The organism is Streptomyces sp. NPDC041129 (assembly GCF_055592265.1).
In genome coordinates this window covers 156,519-174,204 of the sequence record NZ_JBVIYV010000002.1, presented here as the reverse complement: position 1 = coordinate 174,204, position 17,686 = coordinate 156,519, and the positions used below count along the sequence as shown (strand labels likewise).

Below are 17,686 nucleotides of genomic sequence, written 5' to 3'. Positions count from 1 at the left end.
GGAGAGCCTGCGTCACCGGTGACGCAGGTCCAACGCTCTGCGTCACCCAAAACCCGCAGGTCAGATGCCTGAATGACGCAGATGACGCAGATGACGCAGAAATCCGCACCTCGGACACACACGACCCCCGAACGCCCCACCGAAGAAGGAGTCACCACCTTGGCCGGCACCAAGATGCTCAAGCTCCCTGAAGTCCTCGAAGAGATCGAGATGAGCCGCGCCGCCTTCTACCGCATGCGCGCCCGTGGCAAGGCCCCGAAGCTCATCAAGCTGCCCAACGGTCAACTCCGCTGCCGCCGCAGCGACTTGGACGAGTGGTGGTCGTCCATGGAGGACGCTGCCTGACCGCCCGCCTTCCCCGTAGACGAGACACGAGGGGCCCGCTTTCGGCGGGCCCCTCTGGAGTTTGCATGTCACTGACCTACGACGTCCGCCTCTACTCCATCGAAGTCCGTAAGGACCGCCCCAAGCCCTACCGTCTCCGTTGGCTGGTCGGGGAGCGTAAGCACTCCAAGAGCTACACACTCAAGGTGCAGGCGGAGGGACGCCGCTCGGAACTCATGTCCGCCGTGCGACGCGGTGACCAGTTCGACGAAGAGACGGGCCTTCCTGTCTCCGAACTGCGCGCCAAGCAAGGCTCCATCACGTGGTACGAGCACAGCCGCACCTACGTCGACCGCAAGTGGGTACAGGCCCCGGCGAAGTCGCGGAAGAACTACGCCGATGCGCTGGCCACCATCACCCCCGCCCTCGTCAAGACGAAGACCGGCATGCCCGATCCCGCGCTCATGCGGCGGGCGCTCTACGGGTGGGCGTACAACCGCAACCGCTGGAACGAGACCCCGCCGGACGACGTTGCCCGCGCCTTAGCTTGGGTCGCCAAGCACTCCATGCCGGTGTCCGCCCTGGAGGATTCCGCGATCGTACGCCTGGCCCTGGACGCCCTTTCGCTGCGGCTGGACGGGAAGACAGCCTCACCGCGCACCGCGAAGCGGAAGCGTGCCTGCCTGAGTGACGTCCTGGGACTCGCCGTGGAGAAGAAGTACTTCACCATCCCGGTCAACCCGCTCGCGGCCGTGAAGTGGACCGCGCCGAAGTCGGTAGAGGCGGTGGACCCCGAAAGCGTCGCCAATCCGCGTCAGGTGCGTGCCCTCCTGGCCGGAGTCCGCGAGCAGGGGCCCCGCGGACGGCACCTGGAAGCGTTCTTCGGCTGCCTGTACTACGCGGCCATGCGGCCGGCCGAAGCCGCCGGACTGCGCGCGGATCAGTGCGACCTCCCGGAAACGGGATGGGGAATGCTCACCCTGCGGCAGGGCATCGTCCGCGCCGGACGGAGCTGGACGAACGACGGAACGGCTCACGAGATGCGCCACCTCAAGGCGCGTGCCGAGAAGGACTCCCGACCGGTGCCCATCCCACCGCACTTCGTCCGCATGCTGCGCCAGCACATCGCACAGCAGGGCACGGCACCTGACGGCCGGCTCTTCCGGACGAGCCGCAACGGCTTGCTACAGGAGACCGGCTACGGGGAGGTATGGGCCAAGGCCCGCCAGGACGTACTGAGCGAGGCAGAGACAGCCTCGCTGCTGGCCCGTCGCCCCTACGACCTCCGGCACGCTGGGGTGTCGTTCTGGCTCAGCTCTGGCGTGGACGCGATGGAGTGCGCCCGCCGCGCCGGCCACAGCATCGCAGTGCTGCACAAGGTGTACGCCAAGGTGCTTGACCAGACCCGAGAGCGGGCGAACAGCCGGATCGATGCGGCACTCCGGGAGTGGAACGAGCCGGAGTGATCATGCTCTCCCCCGGGGGACACCTGGGGGACACGCACTGATCAGAGGTGGGATTTGGGCGAGACGGAGTGAGACACGTCCGCGCTCCGTCCACAACGAATCCAACAGGCAACGGAACGAAGAAACCCCCTCCGACCTGCCGTTAAGGCTGTTCGGAGGGGGTTTTCCCCAGTGTGGCGGCGCCAGGATTCGAACCTGGGAAGGCTGAGCCGGCAGATTTACAGTCTGCTCCCTTTGGCCGCTCGGGCACACCGCCGGGGTCGCTGCCCTTCGAACCGCTTTTCGGCGGCGCTCCGTGGCAACGACGTAAACAATACCCGATGCGCGGGGGTGCTTCGCCACCCGATTGATCTCCACCTACCGGGTCGCGGGGTGGCTAGGCTGGTGCGGATGCGGCCCGGCGTCACGCCGGGTTCGGCGGCCGCCGCCACGCACCCGATACGCACCCGATACAAGGAGCCACAGGACATGGCCGACTCCAGTTTCGACATCGTCTCGAAGGTCGAGCGGCAGGAGGTCGACAACGCCCTCAACCAGGCCGCCAAGGAGATCTCGCAGCGCTACGACTTCAAGGGCGTGGGTGCCTCGATCTCGTGGTCCGGCGACAAGATCCTCATGGAGGCGAACTCCGAGGACCGGGTGAACGCCGTCCTCGACGTCTTCCAGTCCAAGCTGATCAAGCGCGGCATCTCGCTGAAGGCGCTGGACGCGGGCGAGCCCCAGCTCTCCGGCAAGGAGTACAAGATCTTCGCGACGATCGAGGAGGGCATCTCCCAGGAGAACGCGAAGAAGGTCGCCAAGATCATCCGCGACGAGGGCCCGAAGGGCGTGAAGGCCCAGGTCCAGGGCGAGGAGCTGCGGGTCACCTCCAAGAGCCGCGACGACCTCCAGACCGTGATCGCCCTGCTGAAGGGCAAGGACTTCGACTTCGCGCTGCAGTTCGTCAACTACCGGTAGCGCGGCGCGGTCCGGCGCCGGCGGGCCGTCGCCGGGTCATGAGCAGGAAGGGTGGGCACCGGACGGTGCCCACCCTTCGGTCGCTCCCCGGCGCCTCACCGCCAACGCCTCAGTCGCGCGAGTTGCCGAACAGGAGGCGGTAGACGATCAGCAGGACCAGCGAGCCGCCGATCGCGGCGGCCCAGGTCGCGCCGTCGTAGAAGTGCTTGCTGATCGGGTGGTCCAGCCAGCGGGACGAGATGTAGCCGCCTATGAACGCGCCCGCGATGCCGATGAGGGTCGTGCCGATGAAGCCGCCCGGGTCGCGGCCCGGCAGCAGGACCTTGGCGATGGCTCCGGCCAGAAGCCCCAGGATGATCCAACCGATGATGCTCATGCCGTGAACCTGCCCTTCCGCGCTGTGTCCGCACTGGCCGGTCCTTGAGAATCCGGTGAGGATCGGTCGTCGGTCGCGCGCGTGTTCGTGCCGTGTCGAGGGAGAGGACGCCTCGAATCCACCCGCCGGTTGCGCTGATCAGTAGGGTGCGGCGCATGACAGCTTCCGGAACCGCACTGCGACGCACCCTGGGCGTGCGGGACGCCGTGGTCATCGGCCTCGGCTCGATGCTCGGGGCCGGCGTGTTCTCCGCGCTGGGACCGGCCGCCCGTGCCGCCGGGCGGGGGCTGCTGCCGGGACTGGCAATCGCGGCCGTCGTGGCCTACTGCAACGCCATGTCCTCGGCCCGCCTGGCGGCCCGCTATCCGGCGTCGGGCGGGACGTACGTGTACGGCAGGGAGCGGCTGGGCGAGTTCTGGGGGTATCTGGCCGGCTGGGCGTTCGTGGTCGGCAAGACGGCCTCCTGCGCGGCCATGGCCCTCACCGTGGGGGCGTACCTGTGGCCGGGGCAGGCGCACGCGGTGGCGGTGGCGGCCGTGGTGGCCCTGACCGCCGTGAACTACGGCGGCATCCAGAAGTCGGCATGGCTGACGCGGGTGATCGTGGCCGTGGTGCTGGCCGTCCTCGCCGCGGTGGTGGTCGCGTGCCTCGCCTCCGGGCGCATGGACGCCGGGCGGCTCGGCCCCGGTGGGGCGGCGGGGATCGGCGGTGTGCTCCAGGCGGCAGGCCTGCTGTTCTTCGCGTTCGCCGGGTACGCGCGGATCGCCACCCTCGGCGAGGAGGTGCGGGATCCGGCGCGCACCATTCCGCGCGCCATCCCGTTGGCGCTCGGTATCACCCTGGTCGTGTACGCCGCGGTCGCGGTGGCCGTGCTCGGCGTGCTCGGCGCCGGCCGTCTGGGGCACGCGGCGGCACCGCTGGCCGACGCGGTGCGCGCGGCCGGGGTGCCGGGACTCGTGCCGGTGGTCCGGGTGGGGGCCGCGGTGGCGGCGCTGGGGTCGCTGCTCGCGCTGATCCTCGGGGTATCCCGGACGACGCTCGCCATGGCCCGCGACGGTCATCTCCCCCGTGCGCTGGCCGCCGTGCATCCGCGGTTCCAGGTGCCGCACCGGGCCGAGCCGGCCGTGGGCGCGGTGGTCGCCGTACTGGCCGCCACGGTGGACGTGCGCGGTGCGATCGGCTTCTCCTCGTTCGGCGTCCTGGCCTACTACGCCGTGGCCAATGCCTCGGCCTGGACGCTGAGCCCGGCCCCGCGGGCCCGGGTGGTGCCGGTGGTGGGGCTGCTGGGCTGCGCCACGTTGGCGTTCGCCCTCCCCGCGCTCTCGGTGGCGGTGGGGGCGGGCGTGCTCGCCGTGGGCGTGGTGGCCTACGGCGGGCGGCGGTGGTGGGCGGGCCGCGGCCGGCGCGGAGGCCGCCCGCAGCCCCGGCCGGGGGCGTGACCGGCGGCCGACCTCCCGCGTCGTCCCGCCTTTGGACTGACGGGTGCTCAGTGCCCCGGGGGGGTCTCAGCGCGCCGCGAACGGCTGCTCCGTGGGCACGATCTCGCGCCCCAGCGGGAACAGGGACACCGGGATCAGCTTGAAGTTGGCGACGCCGAACGGGATGCCGATGATCGTCAGGCACAGGGCGATACCGGTCGTGATGTGGGCCAGCGTCAGCCACCAGCCGGCCAGCAGCAGCCACAGGACGTTGCCGACGCACGAGGGGGCACCCGCGTCGTGCCGCTCGACCGTGGTGTACCCGAAGGGCCACAGCGCGTAGACGCCGATGCGGAAGGCGGCGATACCGAAGGGGATACCGATGATCGTCACGCAGAGCAGTACGCCCGCCAGCAGGTAGCCGAGGAACAGCCAGAAGCCGCTCAGGATGAGCCAGATGACGTTGAGGATGATCTTCACTGTGGGCGCCCTGCCATCTTCTCGAGCCTGGAGATGCGGTCCGCCATGGGCGGGTGTGTGGAAAACATCCTGGCCAGCCCCTGGCCCGGCCGGAAGGGATTCGCGATCATCATGTGGCTCGCGGTCTCGATCCGGGGTTCAGGGGGCAGCGGAAGCTGCTGGGTGCCGAGCTCCAGCTTGCGCAGGGCACTGGCCAGGGCCAGCGGGTCGCCGGTGAGCTGGGCGCCAGAGGCGTCCGCCTCGTACTCCCTGGACCGGCTGATGGCCAACTGGATGAGGGAGGCGGCGAGCGGGCCCAGGATCATGATCAGCAGCATGCCGAGCAGGCCGGGGCCCTCGTCGTCGTCGGAGCGGCCGATGGGAATCAGCCAGGCGAAGTTGACCAGGAACATGATCACCGAGGCCAGGGCGCCGGCGACCGACGAGATGAGGATGTCGCGGTTGTAGACATGGCTCAGCTCGTGGCCGATGACGCCGCGCAGTTCGCGCTCGTCGAGCAGGCGCAGGATGCCCTCCGTGCAGCACACCGCCGCGTTGCGCGGGTTGCGGCCGGTCGCGAAGGCGTTGGGCGCCTCCGTCGGTGAGATGTACAGGCGGGGCATGGGCTGCCGGGCCTGCGTGGACAGGTCGCGGACCATCCGGTATAGCGCGGGGGCCTCGAACTCGCTGACCGGGCGGGCCCGCATCGCGCGGAGCGCCAGCTTGTCGCTGTTCCAGTACGCGTACGCGTTCGTGCCCAGCGCGATGAGGACCGCCACGATCAGTCCCGTACGGCCGAAGAAGCTGCCGATGACGATGATGAGCGCGGACAGTCCTCCGAGGAGTACTGCGGTCCTCAGCCCGTTGTGCCGGCGGTGCACGGTACGCCCTCCAAGTCGTGCTGCAGGGGAACGCTTTGGTCCAGTGGACCCTCCCGCTCTGGTCAACGCCAGGCGGCCGCCGCGAGTTCCCTGGTGCGAGCGGCGGCGCGCGTGTGCCGTACGGGTGACGTGCGCTTACGGCCTTCCGCGCGCGTGGGGCCACGGGTGCCCCGCGCGCGCGTGGCGAGTCCTCAGAACAGGCCGATGGCGGCGAAGCGCAGGACCAGCTGGGGTGCGCCGGAGAGCGCCACGGCGAGGACGCCGGTGAGGGCGAGGGCGGCGGTGAGGGGGGCCGGGAGCCGGTGCCGGGGGGGTGTGCCCTCGGGGGTGCGGAACAGCAGGGCCGTCCACTGGAGGTAGTAGAAGAGGGCGATCGCCACGTTGACGGCCATGACGACGGCGAGCCAGCCCAGGCCGGCGTCTACGGCCGCGGAGAACACGGTGACCTTGGCGAACAGGCCGATGACGCCCGGCGGCAGCCCGGCGAGGCACAGCAGGAAGAAGGCCAGCAGCAGGGCGGTGACCGGGTTGGCGGCGTACAGGCCGCGGTAGTCGCTGAGCCGGTTGAGGGACTTCGTGCGTCCCACCAGGGCGGCCACCGCGAACGCGCCGAGGTTCACGGCGGCGTACATGAGGGCGTAGGCGACGGTGGAGCCGATCGCCCGCTGCGGGTCCTTGGAGTATCCGGCGGCGGCGATCGGTACGAGGAGGTAGCCGGCCTGGCCGACGGAGGACCAGGCGAGCAGTCGTACGGCGCTGTACGCGCGCGTGGCCTGCTGGCGCAGGGCGCCGACGTTGCCGACGGTCATGGTGAGGGCGGCCAGGACGGCGAGCGCGGGCCCCCAGGCGTCGGCGTACGACGGGAAGGCGACGACGGTGACGAGGATCAGTCCGGAGAAGCCGACGGCCTTGCCGACGACCGACAGGTAGGCGGCGATGGGCAGCGGAGCGCCGACGTAGGTGTCGGGCACCCAGAAGTGGAAGGGGACGGCGGCGGTCTTGAAGGCGAAGCCGACCAGGGTGAGGACGACGCCGGTCTGGGCGAGTGTGTGGAGCTGCCCGTCGACGTGCTGGATGCGCTGGGCGACCTGGGTGAGGTAGAGGGTGCCGGTGGAGGCGTAGACGAAGCTGATGCCAAGCAGGCTGACCGCGGTGGCGGTGACCGAGGACAGGAAGAACTTCAGGGCCGCCTCGGAGGACCGCTTGTCGCCGTGCCGGATGCCGACGAGTGCGAACGCCGGCAGGGAGGCGACCTCCAGGGCGACGACGAGGGTGGCCAGGTCGCGGGAGGCGGGCAGCAGCGCGGCGCCGGCCGCGGAGGACAGCAGCAGGAACCAGAATTCCCCGGCCGGGATGCGCCGCCGCTCGTCGCCGAGGTTCGTCACCGACAGCAGGGCCGCGAGCAGAGCGCCGCCGAGGACGAGGAACTGGATGACGAGGGTGAAGTGGTCGGCGGTGTAGCTGCACGCGCGCGCGGGAGCGGGCAGGCAGAAGGTGCTGCGGTCGCCGTCCAGGAGTGGCAGCAGCATCAGTGTGGCAACGGCCAGGCCGGCCACGGAGGTCCAGCCGAGGAGGGGCTTGCGTGCCTCGGGGAGGAAGAGGTCGGAGACGAGGACGGCGAGCGCCACGACCGCGGCGATGGTGGGCGGCGCGATCGCGAGCCAGTCGACGGACTGGACCAGCGACTGGGCCGGGGGCTGGGCCAGGGCGCTCATCGGGTGCCTCCTGCGAGGAGCTGCTGCACGGCCGGGTCGGTCAGGCCGAGCAGGGCCCGCGGCCACAGTCCGGCGAGGACGGTGAGGGTGACGAGCGGGGTCCAGGCCGCGAACTCGTAGCCGTGCACGTCCGCGAGGGTGGTCGGAGCCTGCTGCGGTACGGCGCCCATGCAGACCCGGCGGACCACGATCAGCATGTAGGCGGCCGTCAGCAGGGTGCCGAAGGCGCCGATCGCCATGAAGGTGAGGAACGCGGGCCGGCTGAGGCCGGCGGCGGGGCTGAACGAGCCGAACAGGGCCAGCATCTCGCCCCAGAATCCGGCGAGGCCCGGCAGGCCGAGCGAGGCGACGGCGCCGAAGGCGAGCAGGCCGCCGAGGCGGGGGGCCTTGGCGTAGAGGGCGGCACCGCTCTCCTCGGCAAGGGTGTCGAGGTCGGTGGTGCCGGTGCGGTCCTTCAGCGCGCCGACCAGGAAGAAGAGCAGGCCGGTGATGAGGCCGTGGGCGATGTTGGCGAAGAGGGCGCCGTCGACGCCGGTCGGGGTCATGGTGGCGATGCCCAGCAGGACGAAGCCCATGTGGCCGACGGAGGAGTAGGCGATGAGCCGCTTGAGGTCGCCCTTCGCCCCCTGCTTGGCCAGGGCCAGGCAGGCCAGGGATCCGTAGATGATCCCGACCACGGCGAAGGCGGCGAGGTACGGCGCGAAGGTGCGGAAGCCGTCGGGTGCGACCGGCAGCAGGATGCGGACGAACCCGTACGTGCCCATCTTCAGCAGGACGCCGGCCAGCAGGACCGAGCCGACGGTCGGGGCGGCGGTGTGGGCGTCGGGAAGCCAGCTGTGCAGCGGCCACATCGGCGTCTTGACCGCGAGCCCGATCCCGATCGCCAGAACGGCGATGACCTGCACGGATGTGGTCAGCGACCGGCCGTTGTCAGTGGCGAGTGCCACCATGTCGAACGTGCCCGCCTTGAGTCCGATCAGGAGCAGGCCGAGCAGCATGACCACGGAGCCGAGCAGTGTGAACAGGATGAACTTCCACGCGGCCCGGGTGCGGCCCTCGCCGCCCCAGCGGGCGATGAGGAAGTACATCGGGATGAGCACCGTCTCGAACGCGAGGAAGAACAGAAGCAGGTCGAGGACGGCGAAGGTCGCGAGGGTGCCGGTCTCGAGCAGGAGCAGCAGTGCGACGAACGCCTTGGGGGACGGGCCCGACGGCGGCTTGAAGTAGGAGTAGAGCGCGCAGAGGAAGGCCAGCAGCGCGGTCAGGACCAGGAGGGGGAGGGAGATGCCGTCGATGCCGAGGTGGATCCGCACGTCGAGTGCGGGGATCCAGCTGATGTCGGTCGTGGCCTGCATCTTCGACGGATGGTCGTGGTCGAAGCCGAGCGCGAGGACGACGGCGGCGATGAGGATCACGCCGGTCACGGTGACGCCGTGCCGCAGCACGGCCTGCTCGGGCGACTTCCCCTTCAGTCCGGGCGGGGCCGGGAGGAGGGCGGTGGCGGCGCCGAGGAGCGGGCCGGCGACGACGAACGCCAGAAGGAACTGCATCACGGACTCGTTGATATCGATCACGCCTGCTCACGCTCCCGTGGCGACGAGGAGGACGGCGACCGCCAGGACGACGGTGCCGGCGAGCAGCGCGCTCACATAGGTCTGCACATTGCCGGTCTGCGCCCGCCGTACGGCGGCCCCGAGCAGCCGGGGCAGGGCGGCCGCGCCGCGTACGTAGGTGTCGACGACCTCGCGGTCGAGGAACCGGACGAGACTCGCGCCGGCCTGGACCGGGCGGACGAACAGCGCCGAGTACACGGCGTCCAGGTGGAAGCCTGCGGCCGCGTGCCGGTGCAGCGGGCCGAGCAGCAGCCGTCCGGGGTCGGCCGGGTCGGGCGCCCGGGCGATGTCGCCGTAGGCGGGCTCGTGGCTGGCGATGGCCTCGGCCTCGACCAGTCCGGCGTCGCCCTCGGGGTGGGCGGCGACGGCGCCCAGCGGGACCCGGGCGGCGAGCGCGGTGGTGCGCTGCCAGGCGCCGTAGGTGAGGAGTCCGCCGACCACGGCGAGGCCGGTGCCGAGGATGGAGGTGAGGAGGGTCGGGGTCAGTTCGCGTCCGTCGAGCCAGCCGGGCAGCGAGCGGTAGGTGAGCCCGCCGAAGGCCAGGGACGGCACGGTGAGGACCCACAGCACCACGGTCATCGTCAGCGGCTGGCGGCCGTGGTCGGGGGCCTCGGCGCCCCGGCCGCAGAAGGCCAGCAGCCACAGCCGGGTGGCGTAGGCGGCGGTGAGCAGGGCGGTGACCAGTCCGGCGACGAGCACGAGCCAGCCGGCGGCGCCCGGTGCCTGGGCGGTGTGGCCGGTGGCCACGTGCTCGGCGGCGCCGAGGACGGACTCCTTGGAGAAGAAGCCGCTGAAGGGCGGGATCGCGGCGAGCGCGAGCAGGGCCACGGTCATCGTCCAGTAGGCGTCCGGGACGCGTTCGCGCAGGTGGCTCATGCGGGACATGGCGGCGAGCGAGTTGGTGCCGGCGGCGTGGATGATCACGCCGGCGGCGAGGAACAGCAGCGCCTTGAAGGCGCCGTGCGACAGGAGGTGGAAGACGGCGGCGCCGCGGTCGCCGACGGCGAGGGCGCCGGTCATGTAGCCGAGCTGGCCGATCGTCGAGTAGGCGAGGACGCGCTTGATGTCGTCCTGGGCGAGGGCGGCGAGACCGGAGCCGGTCATGGTGACTGCGGCCATGACGGCGAGGACCAGCATCGCGGCCCGTGAGGCCTCGAAGAGCGGGAGGAGACGGGCGACGAAGTAGACACCGGCGGCGACCATCGTCGCGGCGTGGATGAGCGCCGAGACGGGCGTGGGGCCCGCCATCGCGTCGGGGAGCCAGGTGTGCAGCGGGAACTGCGCGGACTTGCCGGCCACGCCCGCGAGCAGCAGCAGGGCGATGACCGTCGGGTGGCCGATGCCGCCGTTCGCCACGGCGCCGAGGACGCGGGGGATGCTGAACGATCCGGCGTCCGTGCCCAGGGCGAACAGGCCGATGAGGAACGGCACGTCGCCGAGCTTGGTGACCAGGAAGGCCTTCAGGGAGGCGGCGCGGGCCTCGGGGGTCTCCCAGTAGTGGCCGACCAGGAAGTAGGAGCAGATGCCCATGACTTCCCAGCCGACCAGCAGCACGATCAGGTCGCCGGAGTAGACGACCAGGAGCATCGCGGAGGTGAACAGGGAGACGAGGGCGGCGTAGGAGGGATAGCGCGGGTCGTCGCGCAGATAGCCGGTCGAGTAGATCTGCACGCAGGTCGCGACGAAGGCGACCAGGACGGCGACGAGCGCGGCGAATCCGTCGATGTCCAGGGCCAGGTCGATCGGGACCGAGCCGGTGGGCGTCAGCTCGGTGCGGGCCTCGATGGCCCGGCCGCCGCCCTGCCGTACGGCGACCAGCGCGGCAAGCACGAGCGCGGCCAGGGTGGGCAGTACGGCGAGCGGGCGGACGAGACCGGGGGTGGTGCGGCCGAGCAGCAGTCCGGCGGCGGCGCCCAGGAACGGCAGGAGGGGGACGAGGACGGCGAGGGTGGTCGTGGTCACGCGGGGGCCTCAGTCTTCTCGGCCGTGGGGGCGTCGGTGCCGGGGCCGTCGGTGTCGTCGCCGTGGCCCTCGGCGGTGTCGCGCAGCCTGTCGATGTCGGAGGTGCCGCGGTTGCGGTACACGGCGAGCACGATCGCCAGTCCGATGCCGATCTCGGCGGCGGCGATGGCGATGGTGAACAGGGTCAGCGCCTGGCCGGAGTGCAGCGTCTCCTCGGCGGCCCGGCTGAGCCAGACGTCGAAGGCGACCAGGTTGAGGTTGACGGCGTTGAGCATCAGCTCGACGGACATCAGGACGAGGATCGCGTTGCGGCGGGCGAGGACGCCGTACAGGCCGGTGCAGAACAGGAGGGCGGAGAGTACGGCGGGATAGGCGAGGTGCATCAGCGGGCGCCTTCCTTCTCGCCGGGGGTGCCGGCCGCGGGGACGGCGCCGGGAGGCGGGTCCGCCGCTGCCGCCTTGCGGGACAGGACGATCGCGCCGACCAGGGCCGCGAGGAGCAGGACGGACAGCGCCTCGAAGGGCAGGACCCAGTTCTGGAAGAGGCTCTGACCGGTGACGCGGGTGGTGCCGGCCGCCGGGCCGTCCAGGTCGATCCAGGTGGTGCGGAACGCGTCGACGACCACCCAGACCAGGGCCGCCGCGGCGGCGGCCGCCACGGCGAGGGCGGCCCAGCGGTTGCCGGAGTCGGCGTCCGGTGAGCGGCCGATGGGGGCCTTGGTGAGCATCAGACCGAACAGGAGGAGGACGACGACGGATCCGACGTAGATGAGGACCTGCACCCAGGCGATGAACTCGGCGGTGAGCAGGAGGTACTCGACGGCCAGGCCGCCGAGCGCGACCACCAGCCACAGGGCGGCGTGCACGAGCTGCCGCGTGGTGACGGTGACGAGCGCGGCGCCGAGGGTGACCAGGCCGACGAGGAGGAAGGCGATCTCCACGCCGGTCGGGGACAGGAAGCCGTGCTGGGCCGCGGCGAGGCTCATGACCGCTCCTCCCCCTGCTCGGCGGCCTGCTGGGCGGCGAGCTTCTCGGCGGTCTTGCGGGCCGCGGCGATCTCCTTCGGCTCCTCCGCGCCCGGGTCGAGGGCGGGCGGGGCCGGCACGGTCCACATCCACTCGCGGAGCTTGTCGCGCTCGTGGGTGAGTTCGCGGATGTCGGTCTCGGCGTACTCGAACTCCGGGGACCAGAACAGGGCGTCGAAGGGGCAGACCTCGATGCAGATACCGCAGTACATGCACAGGGAGAAGTCGATGGCGAACCGGTCGAGGACGTTGCGGCTGCGCTCGCGCCCGCCGGGGGCGGCCGGCGGGACCGTCTCCTTGTGCGAGTCGATGTAGATGCACCAGTCCGGGCACTCGCGGGCGCACAGCATGCAGACCGTGCAGTTCTCCTCGAACAGCGCGATGACACCGCGTGTGCGGGGCGGCAGTTCGGGGAGGGCGTCCGGGTACTGCTCGGTGACGGTCTTCCTCGTCATCGTGCGGAGGGTGACGGCCAGGCCCTTGGCCAGGCCACTGCCGGGAATCGGAGCCATGGCTACTGGATCACCACCTTGACGATGCCGGTGAGGGCGATCTGGGCGAGGGAGAGGGGGACGAGGAGGGTCCAGGAGAGTTTCTGGAGCTGGTCCTCGCGCAGGCGGGGGTAGGTCACGCGGAGCCAGATGACGACGAAGGCGAGGATCGCGGTCTTCAGCAGGGTCCACAGCCAGCCCAGACCGTCGGCGCCCCACGGGCCGTGCCAGCCGCCCAGGAAGAGGACGGTGGTCAGACCGCACAGGACGACGATGCCGGCGTACTCGGCGAGCAGGAACAGCGCGAACCGCAGGCCGGTGTACTCGGTGTACGCGCCGAAGATGATCTCCGAGTCGGCGACGGGCATGTCGAACGGCGGGCGCTGCAGCTCGGCGAGGCCGGCCACGAAGAACACGATCGCGCCCACGATCTGCCACGGCAGCCACCACCAGTGGAAGGCGTGCACGATGCCCGGGAGTGAGACCGTGCCGGCCGCCATGGTGACGGAGGCCGCGGCGAGCAGCATGGGCAGCTCGTAGGCGAGGAGCTGGGCCGCCGTGCGCAGGCCGCCGAGCAGGGAGAACTTGTTGGCGCTCGCCCAGCCGGCCATCAGCGAGCCGAGCACGCCGACGCCCATCACCGCGAGCACGAAGAAGACTCCCGCGTCCAGCACCTGCCCGACGGCCCCCTCGCCCGGCCCGATCGGGATGGCGAGCAGGACGAGCAGGTACGGCAGCAGGGCCACGGCCGGGGCGAGCTGGAAGACACGGCGGTCGGCGCCGGCCGGGACCACGTCCTCCTTCTGCGCGAACTTCACACCGTCGGCGATGAGCTGGGCCCAGCCGTGGAAGCCGCCCGCGTACATCGGGCCGAGGCGGCCCTGCATATGGGCCATCACCTTGTGCTCGGTCTGGCCCACGATCAGGGGGAAGGTGAGGAAGACGACGAACACGACCACGAGTCGCAGGACGACGTCCAGCGCGTCGTTCACCGCGGGCCTCCTGTGGGGTCGTCAGGGGTGGGGGGTTCTTCAGGGCTCTGGGACTCGTGGGTGTCCTGGGGGTGCTGAGCCGGCTGGGCTTCCGGAACGTCCTGGGGCTCCCGGGCTCGCGGAGCCCCCTCGGGTTCCCGGGCTCGCCCGGCTTCCGGAGCGTCCTGGGGTTCCTGGGCTCGCTCAGCCTCCGGGGCTCGCTCGGCCTCCGCTGCGTCCTGAGCGCGCTCCGGTTCCTGGGCGGCCTCGGACCGCTCGTCGAAGGCCGGGCGCGCGTGGTGCCACGGGGCGTCCGAGCTGCGCGGGGCCGCACCTCGGCGGGCTGAGCCGTCCGGCTCCGCCGGTTCGGACGGTTCGGACGGTGCCGGGGGCCGCTGTGAGGCCGAGCCTCCCGAGGCGCTGCGCGCGCGGCGCGGCCGGGCCGGTGCCGGCCCGGGCTGTGCCACCGAGGCCTCCGGCGCCGGTCCCTCGGGCGCCGTCCGCGCGGCGTCGCCCTCGGCTGGGGCCTGCTCGCGTACCGCCGCGTCCTCGGCCGGCGCCGCGGACTGGCTCACCGAGCCTTCACTCGCGCTCCTGGTCCGACGCGGCCGTGCCCCGGCGCCGGCGGCTCCAGCGGGTCCGGACCCGGCAGCCCCCGCGGCCCCGGCAGCCCCAGCAGCCCCAGCAGCCCCAGCAGCCCCAGCAGCCCCAGCAGCAGCCTCCCCGGCCTGGCTGGCGGAGCCCTCCGAGGCCGTGCGGGTTCGCCGCACCGGGCGCTCACCAGCCGCGCGTGCCGGGCGCTCGCCCGCCGCGCGCCCCGCGCCCCGGGCCGGGCGCGCCGGGGCGGGAGGGAGCTGGCCCTTCAGCGGGCCCCACTCGTTCGGGTCGGGGACGCCGGGCGGCAGCATCTGGCGGCGCTTGGGGCCACCGTGGTCGGACTCGCCGGGCTCCTTGGCGCCCGGCCAGGCCTTGGCCACCCGGGCGGCGAGGACGAAGTCCTTGCGCAGGGGGTGGCCCTCGAAGGTCTCCGGGAGGAGCAGGTGCACCAGGCCGGGGTGGCCCTCGAAGACGACCCCGAACATCTCGTGCGTCTCGCGCTCGTGCCAGGCCGCGCCCGCGTAGACGCCGACGGCGGACGGCAGCGCCGGCGCCTCGTGCGGCACGGTCGTGCGGACCAGGAGACGGCGGACGGGGTCGAGGGCCACGACGTGCGCCGAGACGCGGAAGCCCGTCCCCGGTTCGTCGACCGCGCTCAGCCAGTCGAAGTAGGTGCAGCGCAGGGTGGTGCGGGCCGTCTCCAGTGCGGTGAGCCAGGAGGACGGCGGTACGTCCACCGTCAGGACCTCGTACGACTCCTCGGCCGTGGCGTCGGGGCCGAAGATTTCCGCGGCGGGTGCGGGCAGCCAGCCGGCCGTGCTCATCACGCGTCCCCTTCCCGGGCGGGCGCCGGGGGCTTCACCAGGTCGCTGCTCAGCGCGGCCGCGGACGGGCGCGCGGTCCCGTACCGGTGCACGAGCGACTCGCGGGCGATCTTCTCCTGGAGCTTGAGGATGCCCTGGAGCAGCGCCTCGGGGCGCGGTGGGCAGCCCGGTACGTACACGTCGACCGGGATGATCTGGTCGACGCCCTTGGTGACGGAGTACGAGTCCCAGTACGGGCCGCCGCAGTTGGAGCAGGCGCCGAAGGAGATGACGTACTTCGGCTCCGGCATCTGCTCGTACAGGCGCTTCACGGCCGGCGCCATCTTGTCCGTCACCGTTCCCGAGACCACCATCAGGTCGGCCTGGCGGGGGCCCGGCGCGAAGGGGATGACACCGAGGCGGATGAAGTCGTGGCGGGCCATGGACGCGGCGATGAACTCGATCGCGCAGCAGGCGAGGCCGAAGTTGAACACCCACAGCGAATACCGGCGGCCCCAGTTCAGGACCACCTTCATCGGCTCGGGGGCGAGCCGGGCGAGGGCGCCCAGTCTCTTGGGCTCCGGAAGCAGGACGGGCTCCGCGGCGGACGGGTTCTCCGTGGCGGACGGGTTCACGTCCATGCCAGCACCCCCTTCTTGTAGGCGTACAGCAGGCCCACGGCGAGGAAGCCGAGGAAGATGAACATCTCCACGAGGGTGGTCGCGCCGTAGCCGGGGGCGGCGAAGACGGTCGCCCACGGGAACAGGAAGATCGAGTCGACCGCGAAGATCACGTAGAGGAAGGCGTAGACGTAGTAGCGGACCTGGGTGTGGGCCCAGCCCTCGCCGACGGGGTCGACACCGCATTCGTAGGTGAGCAGTTTCTCCGGGGTGGGCACCACCGGGCGCAGCAGCCGGCCGGCGCCGAAGGCGACCGCGACGAAGAGCACGCCGATGAGCGCGAGCAGTCCCACGACCGAGTAGGACCGGAAGTAGCCGGCCGCGACGTCCGCCGCGGCGACCGTCGAGTCCCCCAACGTCTCCCGCACCGTCCGCCTCGCTCCCTGACTTCGTGTCCCTGGTGAACCCGGTGCAGTGGACCCCTGTGGCTGCGACCCGATTCGAGGATCTGTACGCACGGGAGTCTAGGCCCTGATAAAGACACGGTAAGCAGCCCGTCACGGCGTGAGACGCGTGAGCCGGGCGGGGGGTGGGGTTTTCCCCAGGGAACGGGGGCGGTGGACCGCATGGCACAACGGGCGCCGGGCACGGCAGGCTGGCCCGCATGACCGCTTCCGCCTCCGCCACCGACCGGACCGAAGGCTCCGACCGTCTTCCGTCCGACCACCTGCCGCCCGCCCGTATGGCCCTCGACGGGCGTACCTGGAAGGAGATCGCGCATCTCCTGCTGAACCTGCCGGTGGCGCTGTTCGGCTTCACCTACGTGTTCACGGTGGTGCTGGTCAGCGGGGTCCTCACCCTCACGGTGATCGGGCTGCCGCTGCTCGCCGTGTGCCTGCTGGGCGCCCGGCAGCTCGGCAAGCTGGAGCGGAGCCGGTCCCGGGCGCTGCTCGGGGTGCGGGTGGACGAGCCGTCACCGCTGCCGCTCGTCCGGGGCGGGGGGATGTTCCAGCGGCTGTGGCTGGCGCTGAAGGACCCGGTGGGCTGGCGGACACTGCTGTACGACCTCATCCGGCTGCCCTGGGGCATCCTCACCTTCTGCACCGTGCTGACCTCGTTGTTCGTGCTGTGGCCGGTGCTGCCGTTCATCGCGCGGGGGCTGACCAACGTGGACCGGGCGATGGTGCGGGGGCTGCTGTCGCCGTCCGACGAGCTGGAGCGTCGGATCGCCGAGCTGGAGTCGGACCGGGGCGTCGTGGTCGACACGGCGGCCGCCGACCTGCGCCGCATCGAGCGTGACCTGCACGACGGGGCGCAGGCCCGGCTGGTCAACCTCGCCATGGGCCTGGGCCTGGCTAAGGAGAAGCTGCTGCAGGATCCCGACTCGGCCGCCGCGATGGTGGACGAGGCGCACGGCGAGGTGAAGCTCGCGCTGCAGGAGCTGCGCGACCTGGCCCGGGGCATTCACCCGGCGGTGCTGACCGACCGCGGCCTCGACGCGGCCCTGTCCGCCGTCGCCTCCCGCTGCACGGTGCCGGTCAAGGTGACGGCGGACCTGCCGACCCGGCCCGCCGCGGCCATCGAGGGCATCGCCTACTTCACCGTCTCCGAGCTGCTGCAGAACATCAGCAAGCACAGCCGGGCGCGGTCCGCCTCCGTCGACGTCTGGCGGACCGAGGACCGGCTGCTCGTCCAGGTCCGGGACGACGGAGTCGGCGGCGCCCGGCTGGAGACCGGCAGCGGCATGCGGGGGCTGGCGGAGCGGCTGGGCGCGGTCGACGGCCTGTTCGTGGTCGACTCCCCCGCCGGCGGCCCCACCGTGGTGACGGCGGAGCTGCCCTGGCGGGACCGGAAGGAGTAGCCCGCGCCGTCCCGCCCCGCGCCACCTCCCGGGGCCCCGCCCCGCGCGGGGCGGTGAAGGCCCCCCGCCGCGCGGGGTGGGGAAAACCCCCGGGCCGAGACGCCGACGGCCTCCATGGTTCCCGGGACCGTGGCCCGCCACGCTGGAC

Annotated in this window: 18 protein-coding genes and 1 tRNA gene; 5 read left to right on the top strand and 14 right to left on the bottom strand. The window is 71.7% G+C overall.

The window, feature by feature from the left end; genetic code table 11:
- Positions 1 to 159: 159 nt before the first annotated feature.
- Positions 160 to 345 (top strand): helix-turn-helix transcriptional regulator, encoded by a 186-nt coding sequence (locus ACZ6B1_RS08950; RefSeq protein WP_351667783.1) that lies wholly within the window; start codon positions 160 to 162, stop codon positions 343 to 345.
- Positions 346 to 410: 65 nt separating this feature from the next.
- Positions 411 to 1,790, top strand: a complete 1,380-nt coding sequence (locus tag ACZ6B1_RS08945) for a tyrosine-type recombinase/integrase (protein ID WP_468776351.1) — start codon at positions 411 to 413, stop codon at positions 1,788 to 1,790.
- Positions 1,791 to 1,964: 174 nt separating this feature from the next.
- Here ACZ6B1_RS08945 and ACZ6B1_RS08940 read toward each other — a convergent pair.
- Positions 1,965 to 2,046: transfer RNA gene (locus ACZ6B1_RS08940), tRNA-Tyr, on the bottom strand.
- 212 nt (positions 2,047 to 2,258) lie between these two features.
- Between ACZ6B1_RS08940 and ACZ6B1_RS08935 the strand changes: the two genes are divergently transcribed.
- Positions 2,259 to 2,747: a YajQ family cyclic di-GMP-binding protein gene (locus ACZ6B1_RS08935; RefSeq protein WP_358928204.1), complete on the top strand. Its 489-nt coding sequence runs from the start codon at positions 2,259 to 2,261 to the stop codon at positions 2,745 to 2,747.
- A 109-nt stretch (positions 2,748 to 2,856) separates the two neighbouring features.
- Here the strand turns inward: ACZ6B1_RS08935 and ACZ6B1_RS08930 are convergent, their stop codons facing one another.
- Positions 2,857 to 3,123: a GlsB/YeaQ/YmgE family stress response membrane protein gene (locus ACZ6B1_RS08930; RefSeq protein WP_199211572.1), complete on the bottom strand. Its 267-nt coding sequence runs from the start codon at positions 3,121 to 3,123 to the stop codon at positions 2,857 to 2,859.
- A gap of 155 nt (positions 3,124 to 3,278) precedes the next feature.
- Between ACZ6B1_RS08930 and ACZ6B1_RS08925 the strand changes: the two genes are divergently transcribed.
- Positions 3,279 to 4,562 carry an APC family permease gene (locus ACZ6B1_RS08925; RefSeq protein ID WP_468776349.1) on the top strand — a complete coding sequence of 428 codons (1,284 nt, stop codon included), beginning with the start codon at positions 3,279 to 3,281 and terminating at the stop codon, positions 4,560 to 4,562.
- A 66-nt stretch (positions 4,563 to 4,628) separates the two neighbouring features.
- On the opposite strand, the gene ACZ6B1_RS08920 is transcribed toward ACZ6B1_RS08925, so the two are convergent.
- From ACZ6B1_RS08920 to ACZ6B1_RS08865, 12 genes are all read right to left on the bottom strand, one after another.
- Complete coding sequence (locus ACZ6B1_RS08920; RefSeq protein ID WP_468776346.1) at positions 4,629 to 5,021, bottom strand: YccF domain-containing protein; 393 nt, start codon at positions 5,019 to 5,021, stop codon at positions 4,629 to 4,631.
- Positions 5,018 to 5,881: a zinc metalloprotease HtpX gene (gene htpX / locus ACZ6B1_RS08915; RefSeq protein WP_365129521.1), complete on the bottom strand. Its 864-nt coding sequence runs from the start codon at positions 5,879 to 5,881 to the stop codon at positions 5,018 to 5,020. Before htpX ends, ACZ6B1_RS08920 begins: the two co-directional genes overlap by 4 nt.
- Positions 5,882 to 6,072: 191 nt before the next feature.
- Positions 6,073 to 7,596 carry an NADH-quinone oxidoreductase subunit N gene (locus tag ACZ6B1_RS08910; RefSeq protein WP_468776344.1) on the bottom strand — a complete coding sequence of 508 codons (1,524 nt, stop codon included), beginning with the start codon at positions 7,594 to 7,596 and terminating at the stop codon, positions 6,073 to 6,075.
- Positions 7,593 to 9,170: an NADH-quinone oxidoreductase subunit M gene (locus ACZ6B1_RS08905; RefSeq protein WP_468776342.1), complete on the bottom strand. Its 1,578-nt coding sequence runs from the start codon at positions 9,168 to 9,170 to the stop codon at positions 7,593 to 7,595. Before ACZ6B1_RS08905 ends, ACZ6B1_RS08910 begins: the two co-directional genes overlap by 4 nt.
- Before the next feature lie 6 nt (positions 9,171 to 9,176).
- Positions 9,177 to 11,171: an NADH-quinone oxidoreductase subunit 5 family protein gene (locus ACZ6B1_RS08900; RefSeq protein ID WP_468776340.1), complete on the bottom strand. Its 1,995-nt coding sequence runs from the start codon at positions 11,169 to 11,171 to the stop codon at positions 9,177 to 9,179.
- Positions 11,168 to 11,554, bottom strand: coding sequence for an NADH-quinone oxidoreductase subunit NuoK (gene nuoK, locus ACZ6B1_RS08895; protein ID WP_468776339.1), 387 nt, complete (start codon positions 11,552 to 11,554; stop codon positions 11,168 to 11,170). The genes ACZ6B1_RS08900 and nuoK overlap by 4 nt, the downstream gene beginning before the upstream one ends.
- Complete coding sequence (locus ACZ6B1_RS08890) at positions 11,554 to 12,156, bottom strand: NADH-quinone oxidoreductase subunit J family protein (protein ID WP_468776337.1); 603 nt, start codon at positions 12,154 to 12,156, stop codon at positions 11,554 to 11,556. The genes nuoK and ACZ6B1_RS08890 overlap by 1 nt, the downstream gene beginning before the upstream one ends.
- Positions 12,153 to 12,707, bottom strand: a complete 555-nt coding sequence (locus ACZ6B1_RS08885) for a NuoI/complex I 23 kDa subunit family protein (RefSeq protein ID WP_359552443.1) — start codon at positions 12,705 to 12,707, stop codon at positions 12,153 to 12,155. The genes ACZ6B1_RS08890 and ACZ6B1_RS08885 overlap by 4 nt, the downstream gene beginning before the upstream one ends.
- 2 nt (positions 12,708 to 12,709) lie before the next feature.
- Positions 12,710 to 13,678, bottom strand: a complete 969-nt coding sequence (locus ACZ6B1_RS08880) for a complex I subunit 1/NuoH family protein (protein WP_468776334.1) — start codon at positions 13,676 to 13,678, stop codon at positions 12,710 to 12,712.
- On the bottom strand, positions 13,675 to 15,078 hold the full coding sequence (locus ACZ6B1_RS08875) for an NADH-quinone oxidoreductase subunit C (RefSeq protein ID WP_468776332.1): 1,404 nt from the start codon (positions 15,076 to 15,078) through the stop codon (positions 13,675 to 13,677). The genes ACZ6B1_RS08880 and ACZ6B1_RS08875 overlap by 4 nt, the downstream gene beginning before the upstream one ends.
- Positions 15,078 to 15,698, bottom strand: a complete 621-nt coding sequence (locus tag ACZ6B1_RS08870) for an NADH-quinone oxidoreductase subunit B (protein ID WP_468776330.1) — start codon at positions 15,696 to 15,698, stop codon at positions 15,078 to 15,080. Before ACZ6B1_RS08870 ends, ACZ6B1_RS08875 begins: the two co-directional genes overlap by 1 nt.
- A complete protein-coding gene (locus ACZ6B1_RS08865) occupies positions 15,689 to 16,105 on the bottom strand; it encodes an NADH-quinone oxidoreductase subunit A (RefSeq protein WP_453012546.1) in 417 nt (138 codons plus the stop codon). The genes ACZ6B1_RS08870 and ACZ6B1_RS08865 overlap by 10 nt, the downstream gene beginning before the upstream one ends.
- Before the next feature lie 236 nt (positions 16,106 to 16,341).
- Here ACZ6B1_RS08865 and ACZ6B1_RS08860 point away from each other — a divergent pair, with 236 nt between their 5' ends.
- Complete coding sequence (locus ACZ6B1_RS08860) at positions 16,342 to 17,538, top strand: sensor histidine kinase (RefSeq protein ID WP_468776328.1); 1,197 nt, start codon at positions 16,342 to 16,344, stop codon at positions 17,536 to 17,538.
- Positions 17,539 to 17,686: the final 148 nt, after the last annotated feature.